Source organism: Pseudomonas lyxosi (assembly GCF_047758685.1).
GTDB classification, from domain to species: Bacteria; Pseudomonadota; Gammaproteobacteria; order Pseudomonadales; family Pseudomonadaceae; genus Aquipseudomonas; species Aquipseudomonas lyxosi.
This window is the reverse complement of sequence record NZ_CP180481.1, coordinates 4,472,988-4,496,523: the sequence shown is the minus strand read 5'-3', so window position 1 is coordinate 4,496,523 and position 23,536 is coordinate 4,472,988. Positions and strand designations below refer to the sequence as shown.

The window sequence follows — 23,536 nt, the reverse complement described above, 5'->3', positions numbered from 1 at the left end:
CCCGGGCTGCATTCCCACGCAGAGCGTGGGAACGATCATCGGAGCTGGCGCCTACTCTTTTTCGCTCACCTGCAACGCCCCATCCCAGCCACCACCCAATGCCGCGATCAACTGCACGCTGGCAATCAATCGGCTCTGCAACAGGCTCAGCACGCTGCGTTCATTGTTCAACGCTGTGGCCTGAACGACCACCACGCCCAGATACGCGATCACACCGGCCTTGTACTGGTTCTGGGTCAGACGCAAAGATTCACGCGCTGCGTCCAGTGCTTCCTGGCGCACGCCCGCTTCGTCTTCCAGTACCTTGAGCTGCACCAGATAGTTTTCCACTTCACGGAAGCCATCGAGCACGGTCTGGCGGTACTTGGCCACTGTTTCGTCGTAGGCCGCTTCGCTACGGTCAACTTCCGCGGAGCGCTGACCGCCGTCGAACAAGGTCATGGCCAATTGCGGTCCGACCGACCAGAAGCGGTTCGGCACGCTGATCCAGTTGGAAGTGGTGCTGCTGCTGTAACCACCGTTCAGACTCAGCGTCAGGTCCGGGTAGTAGGCCGCCTTGGCCACGCCGATGTTGGCATTGGCCGCCATCACCGAGCGTTCGGCGGAGGCGATGTCCGGGCGGCGCTCGAGCAATTGCGAAGGCAGGGTCAGCGGGATCTCGGGCAACGCAGGAATGTCTTTGGTTTCAGCCAGGCTGAACTCGGCCGGTGGTAACCCGATCAGTACGGCGATGGCGTTCTCGAATTGGGCGCGCTGCCAGATCAGATCAACCATGTCAGCCTGGGTGCTTTTGAGCTGAGTCTGGGCCTGCGCCACCGCGTCCTTGCCGGAGACACCGGCGCGATACTGGTTTTCAGTCATTGTCAGCGAACGCTGATAGGCCTCGACCGTCGCTTCCAGCAGGCGTTTCTGTTCGTCGATCACGCGCAGTTGCAGATAGTTCTGCACCAGTTCCGACTGCTGGCTCAAGCGCATCGCCGCCAGATCGGCAAAACTCGCCTCGGCGTTGGCGGTGTCGGCTTCAAGGCCTCGGCGCAGTTTTCCCCAAACATCGGCTTCCCAACTGACCCCGGCCTGTGCGGTGTAAGTGTCGCGAATCCCGCTGGAAGAACTGGTCAGGCTCGAACTGCTGCTGCCGGTGCCCTGGCTGGAGCGGTTTTTCCCGACGGTCAGGTCCACGGTTGGGAAAAACGCGCCACGGGCACTGCGCACCAAGGCCTGGGCCTGCCGGTACTGGGCTTCGGACTGCGCGACCGTCTGGTTGGAGCTGTTGAGTTTTTCAACCAGGCCATTGAGTTGCTGATCGCCATACAACTCCCACCACGCGCCGCGGGCCAGGGAATCGCTGGGATTGGCCTGACGCCAGCCTGCCGCTTCCTTGTATTGCGCCGGCGCAGCCGCTTGCGGGCGCTGGTAATCCGGGCCGATGGCGCAGGCGCTCAGCATCGCCACGCACAGCGCCAGGCTCAACAAACGCGAGCCTCGGGCCGTTACCAGCGGTGCAGCCAGAGTGATAAGCGAACGGTCAGTCATAGCGGAGTTTCCAGAGCAGCATCGGTACGCACCCCACGCCAGTGGTTGAAGCGATGGCGCAGTTTGTCGAGATAGAGGTAAACCACCGGGGTGGTGTAAAGGGTCAGCACCTGGCTGAAGATCAGCCCGCCAATGATGGTCAGGCCCAGCGGCTGACGCATTTCCGCACCTTCGGCGCGGCTCAGCAGCAACGGCAAGGCGCCGAGGATCGCCGCCAGGGTGGTCATCAGAATCGGCCGCAGACGTTGCAGGCAAGCGCTGCGAATCGATTCCAGCGGCGCCATGCCCTGATGCCGTTCCAGCTGCAAGGCCAGGTCGATCATCAGAATGGCGTTTTTCTTCACCACGCCGATCAGCAGGAACAGCCCGAGCAACGAGATCAGGCTGAACTCACCGCCCAGCGCATAGATCGACAGCAACGCGCCGACCCCGGCCGACGGCAAGGTCGAGAGAATGGTCAGCGGATGAATGTAGCTTTCATACAGCACACCGAGCACCAGATACACCGCCACCAGCGCGCCGAGAATCATCCAAGGCTGGCTCTTCTGGGTCGCGGCGAAGGCGTCGGCGGTGCCGGCCATTTTCACGATCACGTCTTCCGGCATACCCAGTCTGGCGATGGCCCGCTCGATGGCCGCCGTGCCCTGCTCCACCGTCACGCCTTCGGCCATGTCGAAGGAAATGCTCTCGGAGGCGAACTGGCCTTCATGGCTGACGCGGTCGTCTTCCAGGCTGTTTTCGTAATGCGCGATGGTCGAGAGCGGAATCCGTGCACCGTCAGCGGTGATCACCTGAACCTGTTTGAGGGTGATCGGGTCCTGGGCATATTTCGGATTGACCTCCATCACCACCTGATACTGGTTAAGGCTGTCGTAAATCGTCGAAATCTGCCGCTGACTGTAGGCGTTGTTCAGCACCGCGGTGACCATGTCCATGTCGACGCCCAGGCGTTTGGCCTGATCACGATCGACGATCAGGGTCACCTGTTGGGCGCCCCGCCCTTCACGGGCGTCAATCGCCGTCAGCTCCGGCAACGCCTTGAGTGCGATAACGACTTTCGGGTACCACTCGCGCAACTCGCCAAGGTCGGCGCTTTGCAGGATGTAGGAATACTGCGACGTGGTCTGTTCACGACCGCCACCAAATTGCAGGTCCTGATCGGCCATCAGCATCAGCTGCGCACCGGCGACCTTGGGCATTTCCTTGCGCAGGCGCTCGATGACCTTTTGCGCAGAAATGTTGCGTTCCTTGATCGGTTTCAGCCGCACCAGCATGAAGGCGTTGTTGGTGCCGTTGGTGCCGCCGATGAAGCCGGCGACGCTTTGCACCGCGTCATCCTTGAGCACGGCGCGGCGGAAGGTTTCCATTTTCGGCTGCATCACACTGAATGACAGCCCGTCGTCGCCGCGCACGAAACCGATCAGCTGGCCGGTGTCCTGCTGAGGCATAAATGTTTTAGGAACAACGACATACAGCGCAATGTTAACGCCGACTGTCACGATCAGGCTAAGCAAGGTCAACCGGCGGTGACGCAGCACCCAGTCGAGGCTCGTGGCGTATTTGCCGACCATCCACTCGTTGGCGCGCTGACTCCAGCGCTGCAAACGGTTTTCCTCACCCGGCGTATGCGGCTTGAGCCAGCGGGCGCAGAGCATCGGTGTCAGCGTCAGCGAGACCACCAGCGACACCACGATGGACGCCGCCAACGTGATGGAAAACTCGCGAAACAGGCTTTCGACGATCCCGCCCATGAACAGGATCGACAGGAACACCGCCACCAGCGAGACGTTCATCGACAGCAAGGTGAAGCCGACTTCCTGCGCCCCGAGGTACGCGGCCTTGATCGGCGGTACGCCTTTGTCGATGTGCCGGGAAATGTTCTCCAGCACCACAATGGCGTCGTCCACCACCAGTCCGGTGGCCAGAATCAGCGCCATCAGCGACAGGTTGTTCAGGGAAAATCCGTAGAGGTACATCACCGCAAAGGTGCCGACCAGCGACACAGGCACCGCAAGGGTCGGAATCAACGAGGCACGGAAGTTACCGAGGAACAGGAACACCACCAGAATCACCAGCGCCACGGCAATCAGCAGGGTCATTTCCGCTTCGTGTAAGGTCGCCTTGATCACCGGCGACCGGTCCATCGCCACGTTCAGCTTCACGCTGGCCGGCAACACGGCCTGCAACGCCGGCAGCTGAGCCTTGATTTCGTTGACCGTCTCGATGATGTTGGCGCCGGCCTGGCGGTTGATCACCAGCAGTACCGCCGCGTCGTTGTTGAAGAAACCGCTGTTGTAGCGGTCTTCGACGCCGTCGCTGACCTTGGCCACGTCCTTCAGGCGCAGGGCCGCGCCGTCCGCGTAGTGAATGATCAGCGACTCGTAATCCTTGGCTTTTTCCAGTTGATCGTTGGCCTGAACCTGCCACAGCCGCTGGCTGTCTTCGACCGAGCCCTTGGGCCGGCGCACGTTGGCGTTGGCGATGGTGTTGCGCACATCGTCCAGCGCCACGCCGTATTGGTTGAGCGCCTGCGGTTCGAGTTCGATGCGCACCGCCGGCAAGGAACTGCCGCCGATCTGCACTTCGCCGACACCCTGCACCTGAGACACGCTCTGGGACAGGATCGTCGAGGCCAAATCGTAGAGCTGGCCTTTTTCCAGTACGTCGGAGGTCAACGACAGCACCATGACCGGCGCCTGGGACGGGTTGACCTTCTTGTAGGTCGGCATGCTGCGCATCCCGCTCGGCAGCAAATTGCGCGAAGCGTTGATCGCCGCTTGCACTTCCCGGGCCGCGCCGTTGATGTCGCGGTCCAGGTCGAACTGCAAAATCACCCGGGTCGAGCCCTGGCTGGAGCGGCTGCTCATGGTGTTGACCCCGGCGATAGCGCCGAAGGAACGCTCCAGCGGCGTGGCCACGGTCGAGGCCATGACCTCCGGGCTCGCACCGGGCAGACTCGCCTGGACCACGATCACCGGGAAGTCCATCTGCGGCAGCGGCGCCACCGGCAACAGGCCGAAGCTCACGCCGCCCAGCAGCAGGATCGCCAGGCTCAGCAACATCGTCGCGACCGGGCGCTTGATGAAAGGTCCGGACAGGTTCATGGCTGTTCTGCCGCTTCCACTGCTTCAGGCTTGCGACCCCAGCGCCGACCGAGGCGGTCGAAATACAGGTAGATGACCGGAGTGGTAAACAACGTCAGCACCTGACTGACCAACAAGCCACCCACCATCACCAGACCCAACGGTTGACGCAGTTCCGCGCCGGAGCCGGTCGCCAGCATCAGTGGCACCGCGCCGAACAACGCGGCCAGCGTGGTCATCAGAATCGGCCGGAAACGCAGCAGCGCCGCCTGATAGATCGCCGTTTCCGGGTCCATGCCCTGATTGCGTTCAGCGTCGAGGGCGAAGTCGATCATCATGATCGCGTTCTTTTTCACGATGCCGATCAACAAAATGATGCCGATGATCGCGATCATGCCCAGGTCATTGCCGCTCAACAGCAACGCCAGCAAGGCGCCGACCGCAGCCGACGGCAAGGTCGAGAGAATGGTGATCGGGTGGATGTAACTCTCATAGAGCACGCCAAGCACGATGTACATGGTCACCACCGCCGCCAGAATCAGCAGCAAGGTGCTCGACAGCGACGCCTGGAACGCTTCAGCCGCGCCCTGGAACTGGGTCTGCACGCCAATCGGCATGCCGATGTCTTTCTGCACCTGGTCGATGATCTCCACCGCATGCCCCAGCGCCACGCCGGGCGCGAGGTTGAAGGACATCATCACTGCCGGGAACTGACCGATATGAGTGATCGCCAGTTGTGCCTGACGCTCCTCCATGTGCGCCAGACTGGACAGGCGCACTTGCCCGCCATCGGTGGTTTTCACGTGAATCTGGTTCAGCGCCTCCGGGCCGATCCTCTCGCCGGACTGCGATTGCAGCACCACGCGGTATTGGCTGGCCTGGGTATAAATGGTGGAAATCTGCCGCTGACCGAAGGCGTCGTACAGCGCATCGGTGATGTTCGACACCGACACACCGACCCGCGACGCCGCATCGCGGTCAATCACCAGATAGACCTGCAAACCTTTGTCCTGCAAATCGCTGGCAACGTCGGTCAGCTCCGGCCGTTGGGCCAGTGCGTCGACGAGACGACCGCTCCACAGACTCAGCAACTCCGAGTCCGGCGACGACATGCTGAACTGGTATTGAGTCCGGCTGACGCGGTCTTCGATGGTCAGGTCCTGCACCGGTTGCATGAACAAGCGAATGCCGGGGAGCTTGTCCAATTCCGGTTGCAGACGTGCGATGACCTCGGTGGCGCTCAGATCACGATTGCTGTGGGATTTGAGGTTGATCAGCAGACGACCGCTGTTGAGCGTCGAGTTGTCACCGTCGACGCCGATGTAGGACGACAAGCTCTCCACCGCCGGATCCCCCAGGATCACCTTGGCCAGTTCCTGCTGACGTTCGCTCATGGCCGCAAAGGAAATCGACTGCGGCGCCTCGGAAATGCCCTGGATCACCCCGGTGTCCTGCACCGGGAAGAAGCCCTTGGGCACCACCATGTAAAGGAACACGGTCAACGCCAGTGTGCCGATGGCCACCATCAGGGTCAGCGGTTGATGCTTGAGAACCCACTTTAACTTGCGCCCGTAAGCCGCGATCATCCAATCAATTGTGGCGCCGCTGGCCCGGTAGAAACGGCCCTGTTCTTCTTCCTTGGGCTCACGCTTGAGCAACCGCGCGCACATCATTGGCGTCAGGGTCAGGGAGACGACAAGGGAAATCAGGATCGCCACCGCCAGGGTGATGGCAAATTCGCGGAACAACCGCCCTACCACGTCGGCCATGAACAACAATGGAATCAGTACTGCAATCAGCGACAGGGTCAGGGAGATCAGCGTGAAGCCGATCTGCTTGGCGCCTTTGAGTGCTGCATTCAGGGGGCTGTCGCCCTCTTCGATAAATCGGGAAATGTTCTCCAGCATGACGATCGCATCGTCCACCACGAAACCGGTGGCGATGGTCAGTGCCATCAGGGTCAGGTTATTGACCGAGAAACCCGCGAGGTACATCACGCCGAAGGTGCCGATCAGCGACAGTGGGACCGCGACCGACGGAATGATCGTGGCGCTGGCCCGACGCAGGAACAGGAAGGTCACCATCACAACCAGCGCAATGGCGATCAACAATTCGTGCTGCACGTCGGTGACCGAGGCGCGGATAGTCTGGGTGCGGTCGGTCAGCACGGTGACTTCGAGGCCGGCCGGCAGGTTGTCGGTGATGCTCGGCAACAGGGCTTTGATCCGGTCAACCACTTCGATGACGTTGGCGCCAGGCTGGCGCTGGATATTCAGCAGCACCGCCTGATTTTCGTTGGCCCACGCCGCCAGACGTTCGTTTTCCGCGCCATCGACGATCTCCGCCACGTCCTTCAACCGCAACGGCGCGCCGTTGGCGTAGGCGAGGATCAGGTTGGCGTAGTCCTTGGGCGAGGTCAGTTGATCGTTTGCATCGAGCATCGACACCCGGGTCGGGCCGTCGAAGTTGCCCTTGGGCTGGTTGACGTTGGACGCGCCGATCAAGGTTCGTACGTCAGACAGGTTCAAGCCATTGGCCGCCAGCGCCTCGGGGTTGACCTTGATCCGCACGGCCTGACGCTGGCCGCCGGCAATGCTGACCATACCCACGCCGCTGATCTGGGCAATTTTTTGGGCCATGCGCGTGTCGACCAAATCATTGAGCTTGGGCAGCAGCATGGTCTTGGAGGTGATGGCCAGCGTCAGCACGGGGGTGTCGGCCGGGTTGACCTTGTTGTACACCGGCGGCGCCGGCAGGTCCTTGGGCAGCAAATTGGTCGCGGCATTGATCGCCGCCTGCACCTGCTGCTCGGCGACGTCCATGTTGATGTCGAGGCTGAAACGCAGGGTCAGCACTGAAGCGCCGCCGGAACTGGTCGAAGCCATCTGGGTCAGGCCGGGCATTTGCCCGAATTGACGTTCAAGGGGTGCGGTCACGGCGCTGGTCATGACATCCGGGCTGGCACCGGGATACAGCGTCATGACGCGGATGGTCGGGTAATCGACCTGAGGCAATGCCGACACCGGCAACAGCCGATAGGCGATCACGCCGGCCAGGATAATGGCCAGCATGCTCAGGGTCGTGGCGACCGGGCGAAGGATGAACAGCCGCGAGATGTTCATGCGCCGCCCTTTTTCACCTTGTCGGTGGTCGTCGCGTCAGGTGCCGTGGCGGCGGATTTGCCTTGCAGGTGCCCGGTCGGGGTGGTCGGTACATCCTTGGTGTCGTTGACCACTTCCACTTCGCTGCCTTCCTTCAAGCGGTCGGTGCCTTCAAGGACCACGCGATCGCCAGGGGCGAGGCCTTCGGTAATCACGGTGTTTTCACCATCACTGGCGCCGACTTTCAACTGACGAATCGCGACTTTCTTGTCGCCGTCCAGGGCGTAGACAAACGTGCCGTTGGTGCCGAACTGAATCGCTGCCGAAGGTGCGAGCACCACGTCTTTTAGGGTGTCGGCCAGCAGGTGGACGTTGACGAACTGATTGGGGAACAGCGCCTGATCGCGGTTCTCGTAGCGCGCCTTGAATTTCAGGGTACCGGTGGTGACGTCGATCTGGTTGTCCAGGCTCTGCAAGACGCCGGTGGCCTGCAACTTGGTGTCGCCACGGTCCCAGGCTTCGGCGGGCAGTTTGGCGCCGGTGCGATAACGGGCCAACACGATCTCCAGGCTGTTTTCCGGCAAGGTGAAGGCAACGCTGATCGGTTGGGTCTGGGTGATGATCACCAGCGCGGTGGTGTCGTTGGCTGCCACCAGGTTGCCGACATCCAGCTGACGCAAGCCCACACGCCCGGCAATCGGGGCGCGGATCTTGGTGAATTCCAGATTGAGCTTGGCGTCGTTGACCGCCGCCTGATTGGTTTTGACCGTGCCCTGATACTGGCCCACCAGCGCTACGGCGGTGTCCAGGGTCTGCTTGGCGATACTGTCTTCGCGATACAGGCCACGATAGCGTTCCACATCGACCTGGGCGTTTTTCAGTTGTGCCTGGTTCTGCAGCAACGTGCCTTCGGCCTGAAGCAAGGCGTTCTGGTAAGGACGCGGGTCGATTTCAGCCAGCAGATCGCCCGCCTTGACCATCTGCCCTTCCTCGAAGGAGATCTTCATCAGCTCACCACCGACGCGGCTGCGCACATTAATGGTGTTCAGCGCCGTCACGGTGCCCAGCGCCTTGTAGTACAGCGGGAAGTCGCCCTTGACCGCTGGCGCGACACGCACCGGAACGGGCCCGGTCGCCCCGCCGAAACCGGGACGCATCCCCCCCGACCTGCCGGTGTGCCCGGCAACGGCTTTTTGCCCTGCGCCCTCTTTTTGGGCAGTGCCGGCAGGCCAGAATTTCCAGCACAGGCCAGCGATGACCAACAGGACAAGCAGGCCGAACAGCCAGCGACGGGGACTACGGGAAACGGAGGATTGCATGGAATGATCAACCATTGGGCGCGTGGGCTTCTTCTACAGGAGGCTGAACGATAAGCACTGGCGGGCATTAAGCAAAGCGGCTTTACCGGCAATTTACCTTTGGCTTACGTAACAGGAGATTTATCTAAGACACTGAAGCACAAATGAAAACGGCCTGGACAGGGCCAGGCCGTTAACAATTGTAAAACTACTTTTACTTCAGAACGGCGAGTGCTGCTTCGTAGTTCGGTTCTTCAGCGATTTCCTTGACCAGTTCGCTGTGCAGAACGTTGTCGTTTTCGTCCAGAACCACGACGGCGCGGGCGGTCAGGCCTTTGAGCGGACCGTCAGCGATGGCAACGCCGTAGTTCTCGATGAACTCGGCACCGCGCAGGGTCGACAGGTTCTGTACGTTTTCCAGGCCTTCGGCGCCGCAGAAGCGAGCCTGGGCGAACGGCAGATCAGCGGAGATGCACAGCACGACGGTGTTGGCGACATCGTTGGCCTGGGCGTTGAACTTGCGAACCGAAGTCGCGCAGGTCGGGGTATCGACGCTTGGGAAGATGTTCAGCACTTTGCGCTTGCCGGCGAAGCTCGCCAGGGTCACGTCGGACAGATTGCCGGCAACCAGGGAAAAGGCTGGCGCCTTGGAACCGGCTTGTGGCAGTTGGCCGTTGACTTGAACCGGGGAGCCTTTAAGAGTGACTTGAGCCATGAACGGAGTCCTTCTGAACGTTGTTGTAGAGAATTTTGAAGAGGCCGAAGTTAACCACGAAATGGCCCGACGACCTATGCCCAGATACAAATTGTGATGTCTCGTCGCACACATTGGATACAACCCGCCCCTATCACTGCATAGCGAGTTTAGTGTCGAGAAACAAATCTGCTTTTCGGCGATCTTTCGTAGGAAGCGCTGTCGATTCAGGCGACGGCCATTCGACTAGCCTGTGAGTCACTCACATCCAGCGGAGATAAGACCATGCGATTCATGATCATTGTGAAAGCCAGCCAGGATTCCGAGGCCGGTGTGCTGCCCAGCAAAGAACTGATGACCGCAATGGGCAACTACAACGAGGAGCTGGTCAAAGCCGGCATCCTCATCGAATGCGATGGCCTGCAACCCAGCAGCAAAGGCGCCCGCGTGCGTTTCTCGGGTGAAAAGCGCACGGTGATCGACGGCCCGTTCGCCGAAACCAAGGAGCTGATCGCTGGCTACTGGATATGGCAGGTGAAGTCGAAACAGGAGGCGATCGAGTGGGTCAAGCGCTGCCCCAACCCGATGCCAGGCACCGACGCCGAGATCGAGATTCGCCAGGTGTACGAGGCCGAGGATTTCGGGGACGAGTTCACACCGGAGCTGCGGGAGCAGGAAGAACGGCTGCGTGCGCAGGTGAAGAAGCACTGAATAGTCCGATCATAATGGCGAGAGGGCCAAACCCCCTCGCCACATCAGCAGTCCATCGCTCTCAACCTCCTGTTTTAGTACTAACTTTTTTGCTATCTATCTGGTTGATCTGTTCAGGCTCCCCCTTCGACTGGCGAACCCGGCGTCAGCTGCTAGCTTCAACAGAAGTGTCCTACAGGCCTGGCACCCACCTTCTGGATGACTACACACCCAAGCTTTACTGATGACTTTCTGATGCGTGGCACCTTACCCCTCGCTCCCAGCGATTTTATTGGTGTGCCGCAGTTACCGCGCGCCACCGTGCCGATCAGCGCTGGAACTGATCCAAACGGTGGCTACAACACCGGCGATGGCCTACTGCGGTTCGCACTGTTCGCCGGGATTAACGTCACCTTCGGCAAATGAGGACTTTGATATGCACGTTGCAATTCGCGCAGCCGGTTTCAGCCTGATGACGATGTTCGTCAGTTGCGGCGTCGGTGCTCAGGACCTCGATATGCGGATCGGCAAGATCTCGACGGAAGGTGAATCTCCGGCGCATGAATCGATCGCCAGGCTCTACGCCGAGCTGGATTTCCAACAGGCGGTCCAAAGTTATCTGTGGGCGTTGCCGGTGCAATCGCAATGCCCGGTTGTCGTTGATCCAGTCGTTAACGTGATCTTGAACGCACTCGGTCTGTCATCTGTAGCAGCTGTCGAGCAGCGCGAGGCTGCGTTCGGCGACGAAGTCGTCGTAAACCCTGCAAACACGGTTTTCCTGTAAACCGTATCGCGTGACTTCACGACGGCGGACTCCGGACGCAGCCTCGCGCTGCTTGGCAGCTGCTACATAGAAGGTGGAATCACCACGAAGAACCACTCTTCAACGCCAACTCCCGCCGACTATTCGCCCGCATCGCCTTGATCAACGACACCGTCCCCACCAGTAAAATCGCCGCACCAAACAGGAAGTCAATGTTGTACAGCTGAAAGTCCTGCAACGGCCCCACCAGAAACACCCGGATCGCCCCAATACTCACCAGCGTGGCGAGAAAATCGATCCCCGGTTCATCGCGATAGAACACGTGCATCAGCGGCAGGCAAATCACCAGCAGCAACAACAAGACGATCACCTTGAACGAGCCCTTGCGCTCGACGCTGAACGCGCATTCGTTGGCGGCGTAAGGCTTGTAATCCTCGTCGCGAACCAGCGAGTTTTTCTCGTTGATATACTCGACCCGGTTGTACTTCTGAATGGGCGTAAAGGTGTTCGACATCTCCATCACCGTGGTGATGTGACGAAAGCGCAGGTCGATGCGCTCATTGCCCTTGAGGTAATACAGCACCGGTTTGTAGCCGTAGCGGTAGGTATCGAAGGGGAACTCGGTGGCGCGCCCCTGTACGCCAATCGGTCGTGACTCCAGCTCTGCGTAGGCGCTTTTGTTGTCAGAGGCGAGGTTACGGCTCAGGGGTTCGATCCTGACCTGTTCGAGGAAAATCGGCGTGGCGCCGTAGGACCATTGCAGCGGTTCCAGGCGCAGGCGCAGCTCGTTACGGCCCAGGTCGTAGCGGTTGAAAGTCCGCTCGGAAACAATCAACGCGCCGCTGAGCATGAACTCGCCACGCAGGTTGTTGGTGATGCGCAGCGTCAGCTGATCCTTGCCCAGTGACAGCGCATCGGCGGCCGGTGGCGTGCCGCACCAGGCGTAACTGTCGAACGCACCACCCAACTGACCGCCGCGGTTCTCCTGGAACACATAAAAGTAGCCGCCCCACAGGGTCAACATCAGCAGAAACGCGGTTAACCCTAAAATCTTCTTGCCCACACTCAAACCAGACTCCTTTCGGTACGACTTCCTTATGAGGTGCGGACTCTACCAAAGTGCCATCATCGACCCAAGCGAAACCCTCAACGTCGCCTGAACAATGGCCGCGGCTCAATCACCGAACGCCCATACAACACACTCATCCCGGCCAGTCCCTTGAGCGCATCTTCGGCGGACTTGTCCTCACGCACCGCGAAGCTGTCGAACCCGCATTGACGCATGTGGCTGAGTTGATCGCGCAGTACGTCGCCGACCGCGCGTAACTCGCCCGTCCAGCCCAATCGAGTGCGCAGCAAGTAGGCCTGGCTGTAACCGCGACCGTCACGGAAGCTCGGGAAGTCGAGGGCGATCAGCGGCAGGTGTGAAAACCACGGCTTGAGGCTTTCTACTTCATCGTCCGGCCCCAACCACACCCCTTTTTGCGGTGGCCCCTCAAGCCAACGGGCCAACGGCAGAATCACTGCACCCGCCGGCCATTCATCGTTGACATCCCTGACCAGGGTCCATGGATCATCAGCGACAATCCGCGCCACACCCTCCTCCAGCCGCAGCAAATTATTCATGCCGACACCTCCAGCAGCTTCGGATAGACCTGCTCTTTGAACGGTTCCAGACCGATGCGCTGCAAGGTATCGACGAACACTTCCTCGCTCTCGCGGTAATTGACGAACGTGGCGATGATCCGCTCGATCACCCCGGGTACTTCGGCGGCGCTGAAGGACGGGCCGATGACTTTGCCCAATGCGCTGTTCTTGCCCTGGGCACCGCCGAGGGTGATCTGGTACCACTCGCTGCCGTTCTTATCGACCCCCAGAATGCCGATGTTGCCGATGTGGTGGTGGCCGCAGGCGTTCATGCAGCCGGAGATGTTCAGGCTGATGTCGCCCAGATCATGCAGATAGTCGAGGTCTTCGAAGCGTGCCTGAATGGCTTGTGCGATGGGGATCGACTTGGCATTGGCCAGCGCGCAGAAGTCGCCGCCGGGGCAGGCGATGATGTCGGTGAGCAAACCGATGTTGGCGCAGCCCAGGCCCTGTTCGCAAGCCAGGCACCAGAGCGAGTAGAGATCAGCCTTGGGCACGTCGGGCAACACAATGTTCTGTTCATGAGCGATGCGAATTTCGCCAAAACCGAACTGCTCGGACCAGTTGGCAACGGCCTCCATTTGCTCGGCCGTGATATCACCCGGCGGTGAGGCAATGCCCGGTTTGGTCGACAGCACCACGCTGGCGTAACCCGGCACCTTGTGTGGCTGAACGTTGCGCGACACCCAGCGGGCGAAAGCCGGGGTTTCGGACAGGCGTGTGCCGAAATCGAGGTCGGCGTCCGCCAGAGCGCGGTAATCCGGCGGCACAAAGGCGCTGGCCACGCGCTCATACTCGACGTCGGTCAACTGCGCCGGGCCGTCCTTGAGGTACTGCCACTCCTCCTCCACTTCCCGGGCAAAGGCTTCGATGCCCAGCGCCTTGACCAGAATCTTGATCCGCGCCTTGTACTTGTTGTCGCGCCGACCGTGGCGGTTGTAGACCCGCAGCACCGCCTCGACGTAGGACAGCAAGTGCTGCCACGGCAACCCTTCGCGGATCTGTAAACCAAGGATCGGCGTGCGCCCCAACCCGCCGCCAACGATGACCCGCAGCAGCATTTGCCCGTTGGTACCCGGGTAAAGATAGAGGCCGATGTCGTGCATCATGATCGCCGCCCGGTCCTGTTCCGCCGAGCAGATGGCGATCTTGAACTTGCGCGGCAGGAACAGGAATTCCGGGTTGATGGTCGACCACTGCCGCAGGATTTCCGCCAGCGGCCGCGGGTCGATCATTTCGTCCGCCGCCACCCCGGCAAAGGCTTCGGTGGTGATGTTGCGCACGCAGTTGCCGGAGGTCTGGATCGCGTGCATTTCCACCTGTGCCAGACGTTCGAGGATGTCCGGCACCTGGGCCAGTTCGATCCAGTTGAACTGCATGTTCTGCCGGGTGGTGAAGTGGCCATAGCCGCGATCGTAATCCCGGGCGATGCTCGCCAGCGTACGCATTTGCGGCGCGCTTAATGTGCCGTAAGGAATCGCCACTCGCAGCATGTAGGCGTGCTTTTGCATGTACAGGCCGTTTTGCAAACGCAGCGGCAGGAATTCTTCTTCGCTCAACTCATCCGCCATGAAGCGTTCGACCTGATCGCGAAACTGCGCGACCCGCTCAAAGACCAGGGCCCGGTCATAGTCATCGTACTGATACATGTGGCTACCTCATCAGGATTGATCGCACGCTCTGCCCCGTAGCAGCTGTCGAGCACCGCGAGGCAGCGTTCGGCTGCGCAGCAGTCGTAAATCCTGTGCCCACGGTTTACCTGACAGACCGAGTCACCTGGTTTGACGACTGCTTCGCAGCCGAACGCAGCCTCGCGGTGCTCGACAGCTGCTACGGGTTTGGCGGTGCTTGTGGTAACGACTATGGACCTGCGGCGCAGTACGTTACAGATTCACCTGAATGCTAAAAAACCGTATCAGACTGCGGCTGATCACCGCAGACATGCGCTTTATCTGATCCGCATAAACTCGGTTTTTCTGAGTCTGTTTTGTTTCCGGCAGGGTTTCTACAGTGGACGGCATGCCAGTCCGGGTGGCCTGGCAAGACTTTGCAACCGTGGAAGCATTGACCATGAGCACAGCAACAATCGGACAGGCCTATAACTACAAGGTCGTCCGCCAATTCGTCGTGGCAACCGTGGTTTGGGGTGTCGTGGGGATGGCGATGGGGGTGTGGATCGCCTCGCAACTGGTGTGGCCGCAGATGAACCTCGACCTGCCATGGACCACCTTCGGCCGCTTGCGCCCGCTGCACACCAGCCTGGTGATTTTCGGCTTTGCCGGCAGCGCGCAATTCGCCGCCAGTTACTACGCGGTGCAGCGTACCTGCCAGGTGCGGCTGTTTTCGGACAAGCTCGCGGCATTTACCTTTTGGGGTTGGCAGTCGGTGATCGTGGTGATGCTGATCACCCTGCCGCTGGGCTACACCACCACCAAGGAATACGCCGAGATCGAGTTCTCCGGCGCGGTGTGGATGACGGTGGTCTGGGTCGCTTATGCCATCGTGTTTTTCACCACCGTGGTGCAGCGCAAGACCAAACACATTTACGTCGGCAACTGGTTCTTCGGCGCGTTCATCGTGGTGATCGCGATGCTGCACGTGGTCAATCACCTGGCCATTCCGGTGGACTGGTTCAAGTCTTATCCGGTGTATTCCGGGGCGACCGACGCCATGGTGCAGTGGTGGTACGGGCACAACGCGGTGGGTTTCTTCCTGACCACCGGGTTCCTGGGGATGATGTATTACTTCGTGCCGAAACAGGTCGGGCGGCCGGTGTATTCCTATCGGTTGTCGATCGTGCATTTCTGGGCGCTGATCACCCTGTACATCTGGGCCGGCCCGCACCACTTGCACTACACCGCACTACCGGACTGGGCGCAGTCGCTGGGCATGGCGATGTCGCTGATCCTGCTGGCGCCGAGCTGGGGCGGAATGATCAACGGCATGATGACGCTGTCAGGGGCCTGGCATAAATTGCGCACCGACCCGATCCTGCGTTTTTTGGTGTTGTCCCTGGCCTTCTACGGGATGTCGACCTTCGAAGGGCCGATGATGGCGATCAAGACGGTCAACGCCCTCTCCCACTACACCGACTGGACCATCGGCCACGTCCACGCCGGCGCTCTGGGTTGGGTGGCAATGATCACCTTCGGCTCGCTGTACCACATGATCCCGAAAGTCTTCGGCCGCGAGCAGATGTACAGCACGCCGCTGATCAACCTGCACTTCTGGCTGGCGACCATCGGCACGGTGCTGTACATCGCCTCGATGTGGGTCAACGGCATCACCCAGGGCCTGATGTGGCGCGCGATCAACGACGACGGCACGCTGACCTACTCCTTCGTCGAAGCCTTGCAGGCCAGCCATCCAGGGTTCGTGGTGCGCTTCGCCGGTGGGGTGTTCTTCCTCAGCGGCATGTTGCTCATGGCTTACAACGTCTGGCGCACGGTGCGGGTTTCGGACGTCGAAATGGCCCACCGCGACGCGCAGATTGCCTGAGGCAAGGGGCTTGAGATGATTGAGGTCGTGCTGAATGTGTTGGGCGTGGTGGGGCTTTGGCTGGCGGTTGAATACTGCCTGAAACACCAGACGACAGAGAGTCTGGATGAAGCCAGTTTGATTCCGTTTGCCGATGACCCGGAGGTGGCGCGGCGGGTGGAGTTGGCGACGGGTAAGAGTGTGAAGGCGGTGGCGCCGGAAGAAGTGAAACCGGGGTGGGGCAACCTGGAAATCTGACGCCACACTGATCGTTCCCACGCTCTGCGTGGGAACGATCATTAAGCTCAGCTGCGTTCGCGGGGAATCAGACTCTGCAACTGCTGCGCCAAAAAGTTCGCATCGAACGCAAAGGTATCCGGATCTTTCAACCCATTGGTCTTGCGCCATTGCCAACTACTGGACGGCGGCAGGCACACCAGCGAAATGCTGCCATAGCGCGCGGCCGTCAGGCCCATCACGGCCAGTGAAATCTGACCACCGGCACCCATCACATCCGGCACAAACTCCACTGGTTTACCGGCGATCACAATGGACAGCTTCTCGGTCTTGAAGGTCGACGTTTCGACCGGAACGCTCGGCCCCGAGGCGACATAGGCCTCGCGGCTCACCTCCAGCAGATTCGGCGCCTGGACCGGTTCCAGCCATTGCTGGATCTGATCAAACAGCTCACCAATTCGCGTCGCCCAAACGGCCGATTGCGACTCGAACAGTTGCTTCTTGTGCGCTTCGCTTTCTGCGTAATGGCGAAGCATCTCACCCAGTTGCTGTACGTCGTCCATTGCGGTGTTCCTTTGTTGAAGCAGTGCTGCGGACTTTGAGCATGGCAGATGCGCGCTGCCGGCGTACGACTAAAAGCGTGAACGGTATTGGCTGGGGGTCATGGCCAGGTATTTGCGAAAGGCACTGCCCATGTGGGACTGATGGGCGAAGCCGGCGTCCAGGGCGATGTCGGCCAGGGACAGATCGGTGTGTTCGATCATCCGGCGTGCCGCCTGAAGCCGCACTTCAACGAGGTAAGCGTGAGGTGTCAGGCCGATGGTCCGGGTGAAGTCGCGCAGAAAGCGCAGCTCGTTTTGCCCGTAGGTGGCGGCCAATTGTTGCAGCGTCAGGGGCTCGTGGAACTGCTCGGCGATCTGATCAAGCACTTGGGTGAAAACCCTGGGCGTGGCACGTTGCGCGGTATTGGCCTTCGGCTCCATCAAACCAACGAATTCAACCGCCCTTTGCTCAAGCGCCAGCCTGTCCGGTTGCGGAGCGAGCAACAGACGCCGCAGTTCCCGGCCCAGCATCAGTGCGCGGCGATTACCTGAAGACTGCACACGATGGTCAACCGCGGGTAAATGCTGATGGGCCAACGGCTCGTCCAGACGCATCAGCAGGTATTCGCCACCGCTGGCCGATTCGGAAAACACTTCCACGCCGACCGGGGTGTAAGCCAGCACCCCAGGCAAAGTGTCGAAATCCACCCGGTGATCCGAATCGATGGCGTGCACGCCCTGTTGACGTTCCAGTGTCACCCCAAGGGTTTGCCACTGCACAGGATCACGCGCGCTGTAAGCCGCCCGGGGCAAAAGCTGCAAGCAGAGTCTGCCGCCCAGCAGCTCCTGGCTCAGCACCGTTGGCATGTGAAATTTCCTGATAGATCGCTATGAAGAGCCACGGGTACTCTCAAATAAGGGCATGCTCGAACAAAGGGTTGCCATCAACAGGAGCACGACATGCGCACCATCGGCCTTATCGGCGGCATGAGCTGGGAGTCCAGCGCCGAGTACTACCGTCTCATCAACCAGCAAGTGCGCGACCGGCTCGGGCCGTTGCGTTCGGCGAAATTGCTAATGTACAGCGTCGACTTTGGCCCTGTCGAACAGGCCCAGCACGCCGGGCGCTGGGACGATGCCGCGGCGATTCTGGTGGACGCGGCGCAACGGCTGCAGGCGGGTGGTGCCGATTGCGTGGTGCTGTGCACCAACACCATGCACAAAGTGGCCGGGCAGATTCAGGCAGCGATCAGCATTCCGTTCCTGCACATCGCCGACCCGGCGGGTCAGGCTGCCGTCGAGGCTGGCGCGCTGAAGATTGGATTGCTCGGTACAGCGTTCACCATGGAGCAGGACTTCCTCAAGGAGCGCCTGACTTCAATGGGGTTGACCGTACTGGTGCCGGAGGCCGATGAACGTCAGGCCGTCCACCGGATCATCTATGACGAGTTGTGCGTCGGGGTGATCAGCGAGGCGTCACGCAAGGTCTATCAGCAGGTCATCGAATCGCTGACCCGACGCGGCGCCCAGGCAATCATCCTCGGCTGCACGGAAATCGGCCTGCTGATCAAACCCGAGCACAGCGCCCTGCCCTTGCTCGACACCACCGAACTGCATGCTCAAGCGGCGGTGGCGTTCGCGTTGGGCGAGTGACTCAACCGGCCTTGGGTGTGCGACGCAGGCGCGCCATGCTCAAGGCATCCACCAGCACGCCATCACGCACGGCGTAGTCGCGAAACAACCCTTCGGTGTCGAAGCCGAACTTGCGGTAGAGCCCGATGGCGGCTTCGTTGTCGGCATAGACCGAAAGCTCGACCCGTTGCAGGTTCATCCAGTTGTCGGCGATGTCCAGCGCCGCCGCCAACAGCTTCGAGCCGACGCCCTTGCCCTGCCAAGCCACCGCGACGCCCATGCCGAGATTGCCGGCATGGCTGCGGCGTATCCGCGAAAACTGCTCCAGGCCAATATTGCCGATGACCGTCCCTTGATGCAGCGCCACCAGCTGCACCACACGCTCGTTGTCGGGCGCCAGGCGCTTGCGCCAGACTTCCGCGGACTGAAACGGCATTTGCAACACCTGACGGGTAATGGCCGGGTCGTTGTAGAGCGCGGTAATGCCGTCGATGTGGGATTCGTTGAAACGTTCGAAGGAAATGACAGCGTCAGTGGCGGGCATGGGTGATTCATCCTTGATACAGACATGGCCGCCCACTCTATACCGCCGCAGGTTGTTCGAACCACTCCCGCCGCTCTTCGAAGGTGTTCTGGATCAGCTCGACGATCATCTGCACCTGCGCTGAACCCTCGGACTCGGCATTGACCGCCATCCACACCTGGCGCTGCATCGGTTGACTGAACAGCCCCGGCAATTCAATCAGGCCGCGGTCGAAGCGGCTGATGTAGCCGGGCAGCAGGCCAATGCAGGCGCTGCAACGGATCATCTCCAGCATCAGCTCATAGGAATGCAACTGCACCACTCCGGCCAGGCGCTGGTCCACGAGGGTATTCCACGGCCGAAAACAGTCGACCTGACGGTCATGCTGCCATTGCACCAGCAGGATATCCGCCAGGTCATCGAGGCTGTCAGGGCGGGACGCGACCCGTGAATACCGTTTGGCAATGTGGGGCAGATAGTCGAGCCGCGCCAGACGCCGGGGCTCGCTGACAGCAAAACTCGGGCCGAGCAGCGGTGAATCGGTGCCGGCCAGCCACAGCACCACATCGGCACTGACCGCTTGCAGGGACAGTTCACTGTCGAGGGTAATGATGTCCAGGCGCACGCTGGCGTTGCGCCGCAACAAGGCAACCAGATCGCGACTGAGAATGTCATGCAGGATCGATTCGGCGACGGCCAGGCGAATCAACGGCTGCTCGATCACCGGCAAGTCGCGCTCGTGGGCCAGAGCAATCAACTGCGATTGCAGCTGCAATCCGTCACGACTGAGGGCAACGCCATTCTCTGAGTGGCTGAACAGCGAACACTGCAGTTGCGCTTCAAGTTGTGCCAATTGTTTGCGCAGTTGAGTGGCCTTGATGTTGAGACTGCGGGCCGCCTGCATGAAACAGCCGCAACGGGCACTGACCCGAAAAGACTGCGCCAGTACCGGATCAATCCCTGCCGCCAGTGTGCGCCAGGATGAAGTATTTTCTACGGGCGAGCGGTACTCGGCAGCTTGCTGACGATCTGTGGTTTCCATAAATGGCATCGCTGACTCCCTGTCGATCTGTCCTTGAAAGCCTCATCCTGCGCAGGGTTTATGAACCTGATGTGACATTCGGGGCGTAAAATCGATTCAGCCGCCAGGGGTCTGCCGAAAACTCACCGCCAGGCGATTCCAGCTGTTGATCGTGGTGACGGCGATGGTCAGGTCGACCATCTCGCCTTCGTTGAACTGCTCCCGGGCCTGCGCGTAGACCTCGTCCGGCACATGGTTTTCAGAGAGCAAGGTGACGGCTTCGGTCCAGGCCAGCGCCGCGCGTTCTCGCGCATTGAAGAAGCCGCTGTCGCGCCAGACCACGATTGAATACAACCGACGGTCAGTCTCGCCGAGTCGCCGGGCATCCACCGAGTGCATGTCGGTGCAGAAGGCGCAGCCATTGAGTTGCGAGGCACGGATTTTGATCAAATGCAGCAAGGCCGGCTCGATGCTGAGGTTGCTGGTCAAGGCCTCCATGGCAATCATTGCTTTCATCGCTTTGGGCGACGCGCTGTAGTAATCCAGGCGGGCGTTCATGGAGTGACCTCGTGGATCGAATGTGTGCCCCCCAAGGTAGGCGTTGATACGCCGGCGTTACAGATCCAATTCTACGAAATACCCGTGGACCACTCAGGCACCAGACCAATCGGAGGTTTTTCGCCCACGCAACTTTTGCGCAGGCGCTCATGCGGGTAATCTGGCCCGACGCACACGCGCCTCAATCGCCCCAGGAGCCTCGCCGGTATGGAACTTCACGTTGTCATCAACGGCCGCAAGGACCTGGCAGGCCAGTTGTACAGCCAACTGCGCAGCGCGATCGAATCCGGGCGTCTGGCAGCCGGGACGCAGCTACCGCCCAGTCGTTTGCTGGCAGAACAACTGGGCATTTCGCGCAAGACCATTTCCGACACCTACACGCAACTGACCTACGAAAACTTCCTCACCGGGGTCATCGGCAAAGGCACCTACGTCAACGCCCGACCGGCGAAAATCACCCGTAAACAGAGCCATTCGGAGCTGGCCAGTGCCGAGGTCATCGAGTCCTGGCGCAACCTGCCGGTGTTCCTGCGCCATCCGACGCTGGAAGGCTCGTTGCGCTACGACTTCATCGGCGGCGCCACCAGCAAGGGCCAGTTTCCCCAGGATGACTGGCGGCGCTGCACCGCTCACGCCTTGCGCCAGATCGCCGCTTCCAAGGGTTTCTACAGCCTGCCCGAAGGCCTGCCGGCGCTGCGCAATGCGATCGCCCGGCACATCGCGTTTTCTCGCGGGGTCAATTGCCAGGACGAAGACGTGGTGGTGTGCAACGGCGCGCAACAGGCACTGGACCTGATCTCCCGGGTGCTCACGCGCCCCGGCAGCCTTGTCGCCATGGAAGACCCCGGCTATCCGCCCGCACGCCTGTTGTTCGGTACCCATGGCGCCACGGTGATCGGCGTCCCGGTGGATGCCGAAGGCATTCAGGTGGACAAGATCCCCCTTGGCACCCGACTGATTTACGTCACCCCCTCTCACCAGTTCCCGCTCGGCATGCCAATGAGCCAGGCGCGCCGGGTGGCGCTGCTGGAGCGGGCCCATGAGTTGGGCGCGATCATCATCGAGGACGATTACGACAGCGAATTCCGCTACGAAGGCCGGCCTACCGACTCGCTGCAAAGCATGGACGAACGCGGCATCGTCGCCTACGTCGGAACCTTTTCAAAAACCCTGCTGCCGGAGCTGCGGCTGGGTTATGCGATCCTGCCGCCGGCAATACTCGAAGCGGTCATTCGCGCCAAGCAGCTCACCGACCTGCACACGTCTACCCTGCCCCAATGGGCGCTGGCCAAGTTCATCGCCGAAGGCTGTCTGCTCAAGCACATTCGACGCTGCCATACGATCTATGCCGGGCGTCGTGAGCGGATCCTCGAGCGCATGGCCGGCGACCTTTCACCGTGGCTCGAGGCGGTCCCGACCACCGCCGGGTTCCACATGGCGGTTATGTGCAAAGTGCCTATCGATATTCCATTAGTGATCGAACTGGCTAAAAAGGTCGAAGTCGGGGTGTATCCCATCGACAGCTTTTTCTATCAGCAAGCGCCGCAGTCCGGGCTTTTCCTCGGTTTTGGCGCCATCGAAACCCTCGACATCGACATCGCCCTGGACCGTCTGCGGGACATTTTGCAGCAGGTCGCCTGATGGATTGGTCTGCGTTTTTATCCCACGATTGGCTATTGGTGGTCCGGAGATGCGGGCCTATCCTGCATAAGCGTTATCTCTCAATGAGCAGGATTCGTCCGGCCTGATTCAGGAGTGTGAGCAATGTCCAACGAAGTGATCAATACCGTTAAGGTGCAGGCCGCCGCCGGCCGCTCGGACGAATTGGGCAAGCAACTGCAAAAAATTGTCGACACCCTGCGCGAACTGCCGGGCTGCGATTCCTATATGGTCGACCGCTGCCCCGAGGACGACAACCGCTGGACGGTCAGCGCCCGCTGGCAATCGGAAGCGGCCATGCAAATGCATTTCAACTGCCCTGAAGTACAAGGCTTTATCGGCCTGATCGACAGCCGTCTGGCCAACAGCGTCGACTTCAACAGCTTTCCTATCGTTTAGAAAATTAGGTCGCCGCCTTCGGCTACTCCTACAGGGCAATGGGTACCCCTGCAGAAGTAGCTGGAGGCGGCGATCTTGTTTTTTCAACGCGCATGATTGGTCCCCTCGCCTTCACGAAAATTGGCTGTTTGTTTGGCCTTGGCCGAGACTTACTGTGGTCCCTGACGACTAACCAAGCAGGTGATACCCATGAAAGCCTTCCGCTACTGTGCTGCCCCCCTCGCCGCCCTCGCCCTGACCGTCTCCGCCGCGGCATTCGCCCACGAATCCGCGCCTTCGGAAAAGGTCACCGTGTTGCAGGACCAAATGTTGAAAAACGTGCCCAATAAAAAGGCGCTGATGATCGAGGTCGACTATCTGCCCGGCCAATCGTCCATCGCCCACAAGCACGAGGGGACGGCCATGGCTTACGTCATTTCGGGAGAAATCATTTCCCAGGTCAAAGGCGAAAAGGCGATCACCTACAAGGCTGGTGAATATTGGTACGAGCCGGCGGGGTCGGAGCATCTGGTCTCGAAAAATGCCAGCACCACCAACCCCGCCAAACTGTTGGTGTTTATGGTGTTAGCGCCAGAAGAAAAAATATTGATCCCTTTGGAAAACTGATAGCTATTGCGCCAGCCATAAATAAACAGGCTCGAATTAAGCATTCGGGCCTTTTTATTTCCCGGCGTCATTA

21 protein-coding genes and 1 pseudogene are annotated in these 23,536 nt (G+C 60.3%); 9 read left to right on the top strand and 13 right to left on the bottom strand.

Annotation, left to right across the window (positions count from 1 at the left end; translation table 11 throughout):
- Positions 1-51: 51 nt before the first annotated feature.
- The 5 genes from ACMXYI_RS20750 to tpx form a co-directional block, all read right to left on the bottom strand.
- Positions 52-1,533 carry an efflux transporter outer membrane subunit gene (locus tag ACMXYI_RS20750; protein ID WP_415768839.1) on the bottom strand — a complete coding sequence of 494 codons (1,482 nt, stop codon included), beginning with the start codon at positions 1,531-1,533 and terminating at the stop codon, positions 52-54.
- Positions 1,530-4,637 (bottom strand): efflux RND transporter permease subunit, encoded by a 3,108-nt coding sequence (locus ACMXYI_RS20745; protein ID WP_415768838.1) that lies wholly within the window; start codon positions 4,635-4,637, stop codon positions 1,530-1,532. The genes ACMXYI_RS20750 and ACMXYI_RS20745 overlap by 4 nt, the downstream gene beginning before the upstream one ends.
- On the bottom strand, positions 4,634-7,738 hold the full coding sequence (locus ACMXYI_RS20740) for an MdtB/MuxB family multidrug efflux RND transporter permease subunit (RefSeq protein ID WP_415768837.1): 3,105 nt from the start codon (positions 7,736-7,738) through the stop codon (positions 4,634-4,636). Before ACMXYI_RS20740 ends, ACMXYI_RS20745 begins: the two co-directional genes overlap by 4 nt.
- On the bottom strand, positions 7,735-9,051 hold the full coding sequence (locus ACMXYI_RS20735; RefSeq protein ID WP_415768836.1) for an MdtA/MuxA family multidrug efflux RND transporter periplasmic adaptor subunit: 1,317 nt from the start codon (positions 9,049-9,051) through the stop codon (positions 7,735-7,737). The genes ACMXYI_RS20740 and ACMXYI_RS20735 overlap by 4 nt, the downstream gene beginning before the upstream one ends.
- 178 nt (positions 9,052-9,229) lie before the next feature.
- Complete coding sequence (tpx, locus tag ACMXYI_RS20730) at positions 9,230-9,730, bottom strand: thiol peroxidase (protein WP_134097025.1); 501 nt, start codon at positions 9,728-9,730, stop codon at positions 9,230-9,232.
- Positions 9,731-9,994: 264 nt separating this feature from the next.
- On the opposite strand from tpx, the gene ACMXYI_RS20725 reads away from it, so the two are divergent.
- The 3 genes and pseudogenes from ACMXYI_RS20725 to ACMXYI_RS20715 form a co-directional block, all read left to right on the top strand.
- A complete protein-coding gene (locus ACMXYI_RS20725) occupies positions 9,995-10,420 on the top strand; it encodes a YciI family protein (RefSeq protein ID WP_415768835.1) in 426 nt (141 codons plus the stop codon).
- A 234-nt stretch (positions 10,421-10,654) separates the two neighbouring features.
- Positions 10,655-10,825 (top strand): hypothetical protein, encoded by a 171-nt coding sequence (locus ACMXYI_RS20720; RefSeq protein ID WP_415768834.1) that lies wholly within the window; start codon positions 10,655-10,657, stop codon positions 10,823-10,825.
- A 10-nt stretch (positions 10,826-10,835) separates the two neighbouring features.
- Positions 10,836-11,042: pseudogene (locus ACMXYI_RS20715) on the top strand (DUF1254 domain-containing protein); the annotation flags it as partial.
- Positions 11,043-11,262: 220 nt separating this feature from the next.
- On the opposite strand, the gene ACMXYI_RS20710 reads toward ACMXYI_RS20715, so the two are convergent.
- From ACMXYI_RS20710 to ACMXYI_RS20700, 3 genes are all read right to left on the bottom strand, one after another.
- Positions 11,263-12,231, bottom strand: coding sequence for a hypothetical protein (locus ACMXYI_RS20710; protein WP_415768833.1), 969 nt, complete (start codon positions 12,229-12,231; stop codon positions 11,263-11,265).
- 77 nt (positions 12,232-12,308) lie between these two features.
- Entirely contained in the window at positions 12,309-12,788 is a 480-nt protein-coding gene (locus ACMXYI_RS20705) for a DUF934 domain-containing protein (protein WP_102614351.1), read from the bottom strand.
- Entirely contained in the window at positions 12,785-14,458 is a 1,674-nt protein-coding gene (locus tag ACMXYI_RS20700; RefSeq protein WP_415768832.1) for a nitrite/sulfite reductase, read from the bottom strand. Before ACMXYI_RS20700 ends, ACMXYI_RS20705 begins: the two co-directional genes overlap by 4 nt.
- A 421-nt stretch (positions 14,459-14,879) precedes the next feature.
- On the opposite strand from ACMXYI_RS20700, the gene ccoN reads away from it, so the two are divergent.
- Positions 14,880-16,307 (top strand): cytochrome-c oxidase, cbb3-type subunit I, encoded by a 1,428-nt coding sequence (ccoN, locus tag ACMXYI_RS20695; RefSeq protein WP_415768831.1) that lies wholly within the window; start codon positions 14,880-14,882, stop codon positions 16,305-16,307.
- Between the two features lie 15 nt (positions 16,308-16,322).
- Positions 16,323-16,544, top strand: coding sequence for a cbb3-type cytochrome c oxidase subunit 3 (locus ACMXYI_RS20690; protein WP_415768830.1), 222 nt, complete (start codon positions 16,323-16,325; stop codon positions 16,542-16,544).
- 47 nt (positions 16,545-16,591) lie between these two features.
- Here ACMXYI_RS20690 and ACMXYI_RS20685 read toward each other — a convergent pair whose 3' ends face one another.
- Both ACMXYI_RS20685 and ACMXYI_RS20680 read right to left on the bottom strand, forming a co-directional pair.
- Positions 16,592-17,086 carry a hypothetical protein gene (locus tag ACMXYI_RS20685; RefSeq protein WP_046046933.1) on the bottom strand — a complete coding sequence of 165 codons (495 nt, stop codon included), beginning with the start codon at positions 17,084-17,086 and terminating at the stop codon, positions 16,592-16,594.
- Positions 17,087-17,155: 69 nt separating this feature from the next.
- Positions 17,156-17,932 (bottom strand): helix-turn-helix domain-containing protein, encoded by a 777-nt coding sequence (locus ACMXYI_RS20680; RefSeq protein WP_415768829.1) that lies wholly within the window; start codon positions 17,930-17,932, stop codon positions 17,156-17,158.
- A 93-nt stretch (positions 17,933-18,025) separates the two neighbouring features.
- Between ACMXYI_RS20680 and ACMXYI_RS20675 the strand changes: the two genes are divergently transcribed.
- A complete protein-coding gene (locus ACMXYI_RS20675; RefSeq protein ID WP_056745848.1) occupies positions 18,026-18,718 on the top strand; it encodes an aspartate/glutamate racemase family protein in 693 nt (230 codons plus the stop codon).
- Between the two features lies 1 nt (position 18,719).
- On the opposite strand, the gene ACMXYI_RS20670 is transcribed toward ACMXYI_RS20675, so the two are convergent.
- From ACMXYI_RS20670 to ACMXYI_RS20660, 3 genes are all read right to left on the bottom strand, one after another.
- Positions 18,720-19,241: a GNAT family N-acetyltransferase gene (locus ACMXYI_RS20670; protein ID WP_415768828.1), complete on the bottom strand. Its 522-nt coding sequence runs from the start codon at positions 19,239-19,241 to the stop codon at positions 18,720-18,722.
- A gap of 37 nt (positions 19,242-19,278) precedes the next feature.
- Complete coding sequence (locus ACMXYI_RS20665) at positions 19,279-20,271, bottom strand: LysR family transcriptional regulator (protein WP_415768827.1); 993 nt, start codon at positions 20,269-20,271, stop codon at positions 19,279-19,281.
- 87 nt (positions 20,272-20,358) lie between these two features.
- Positions 20,359-20,799: a carboxymuconolactone decarboxylase family protein gene (locus ACMXYI_RS20660; protein WP_123364141.1), complete on the bottom strand. Its 441-nt coding sequence runs from the start codon at positions 20,797-20,799 to the stop codon at positions 20,359-20,361.
- Positions 20,800-21,006: 207 nt separating this feature from the next.
- Here ACMXYI_RS20660 and ACMXYI_RS20655 point away from each other — a divergent pair, with 207 nt between their 5' ends.
- The 3 genes from ACMXYI_RS20655 (at position 21,007) to ACMXYI_RS20645 (ending at position 23,463) form a co-directional block, all read left to right on the top strand.
- On the top strand, positions 21,007-22,440 hold the full coding sequence (locus tag ACMXYI_RS20655; RefSeq protein ID WP_415768826.1) for a PLP-dependent aminotransferase family protein: 1,434 nt from the start codon (positions 21,007-21,009) through the stop codon (positions 22,438-22,440).
- A gap of 123 nt (positions 22,441-22,563) precedes the next feature.
- Positions 22,564-22,857, top strand: coding sequence for a putative quinol monooxygenase (locus ACMXYI_RS20650; protein WP_008150809.1), 294 nt, complete (start codon positions 22,564-22,566; stop codon positions 22,855-22,857).
- A 189-nt stretch (positions 22,858-23,046) separates the two neighbouring features.
- A complete protein-coding gene (locus ACMXYI_RS20645; protein WP_415768825.1) occupies positions 23,047-23,463 on the top strand; it encodes a cupin domain-containing protein in 417 nt (138 codons plus the stop codon).
- Positions 23,464-23,536: the final 73 nt, after the last annotated feature.

Bases quoted from the DNA above. Each gene is read 5' to 3' on its own strand.
- ACMXYI_RS20750 (WP_415768839.1), bottom strand. From the start codon at position 1,533: ATGACTGACCGTTCGCTTATCACTCTGGCTGCACCGCTGGTAACGGCC.
- ACMXYI_RS20745 (WP_415768838.1), bottom strand. From the start codon at position 4,637: ATGAACCTGTCCGGACCTTTCATCAAGCGCCCGGTCGCGACGATGTTG.
- ACMXYI_RS20740 (WP_415768837.1), bottom strand. From the start codon at position 7,738: ATGAACATCTCGCGGCTGTTCATCCTTCGCCCGGTCGCCACGACCCTG.
- ACMXYI_RS20735 (WP_415768836.1), bottom strand. From the start codon at position 9,051: ATGGTTGATCATTCCATGCAATCCTCCGTTTCCCGTAGTCCCCGTCGC.
- tpx (WP_134097025.1), bottom strand. From the start codon at position 9,730: ATGGCTCAAGTCACTCTTAAAGGCTCCCCGGTTCAAGTCAACGGCCAA.
- ACMXYI_RS20725 (WP_415768835.1), top strand. From the start codon at position 9,995: ATGCGATTCATGATCATTGTGAAAGCCAGCCAGGATTCCGAGGCCGGT.
- ACMXYI_RS20720 (WP_415768834.1), top strand. From the start codon at position 10,655: ATGCGTGGCACCTTACCCCTCGCTCCCAGCGATTTTATTGGTGTGCCG.
- ACMXYI_RS20705 (WP_102614351.1), bottom strand. From the start codon at position 12,788: ATGAATAATTTGCTGCGGCTGGAGGAGGGTGTGGCGCGGATTGTCGCT.
- ACMXYI_RS20700 (WP_415768832.1), bottom strand. From the start codon at position 14,458: ATGTATCAGTACGATGACTATGACCGGGCCCTGGTCTTTGAGCGGGTC.
- ccoN (WP_415768831.1), top strand. From the start codon at position 14,880: ATGAGCACAGCAACAATCGGACAGGCCTATAACTACAAGGTCGTCCGC.
- ACMXYI_RS20690 (WP_415768830.1), top strand. From the start codon at position 16,323: ATGATTGAGGTCGTGCTGAATGTGTTGGGCGTGGTGGGGCTTTGGCTG.
- ACMXYI_RS20685 (WP_046046933.1), bottom strand. From the start codon at position 17,086: ATGGACGACGTACAGCAACTGGGTGAGATGCTTCGCCATTACGCAGAA.
- ACMXYI_RS20680 (WP_415768829.1), bottom strand. From the start codon at position 17,932: ATGCCAACGGTGCTGAGCCAGGAGCTGCTGGGCGGCAGACTCTGCTTG.
- ACMXYI_RS20675 (WP_056745848.1), top strand. From the start codon at position 18,026: ATGCGCACCATCGGCCTTATCGGCGGCATGAGCTGGGAGTCCAGCGCC.
- ACMXYI_RS20670 (WP_415768828.1), bottom strand. From the start codon at position 19,241: ATGCCCGCCACTGACGCTGTCATTTCCTTCGAACGTTTCAACGAATCC.
- ACMXYI_RS20665 (WP_415768827.1), bottom strand. From the start codon at position 20,271: ATGCCATTTATGGAAACCACAGATCGTCAGCAAGCTGCCGAGTACCGC.
- ACMXYI_RS20660 (WP_123364141.1), bottom strand. From the start codon at position 20,799: ATGAACGCCCGCCTGGATTACTACAGCGCGTCGCCCAAAGCGATGAAA.
- ACMXYI_RS20655 (WP_415768826.1), top strand. From the start codon at position 21,007: ATGGAACTTCACGTTGTCATCAACGGCCGCAAGGACCTGGCAGGCCAG.
- ACMXYI_RS20650 (WP_008150809.1), top strand. From the start codon at position 22,564: ATGTCCAACGAAGTGATCAATACCGTTAAGGTGCAGGCCGCCGCCGGC.
- ACMXYI_RS20645 (WP_415768825.1), top strand. From the start codon at position 23,047: ATGAAAGCCTTCCGCTACTGTGCTGCCCCCCTCGCCGCCCTCGCCCTG.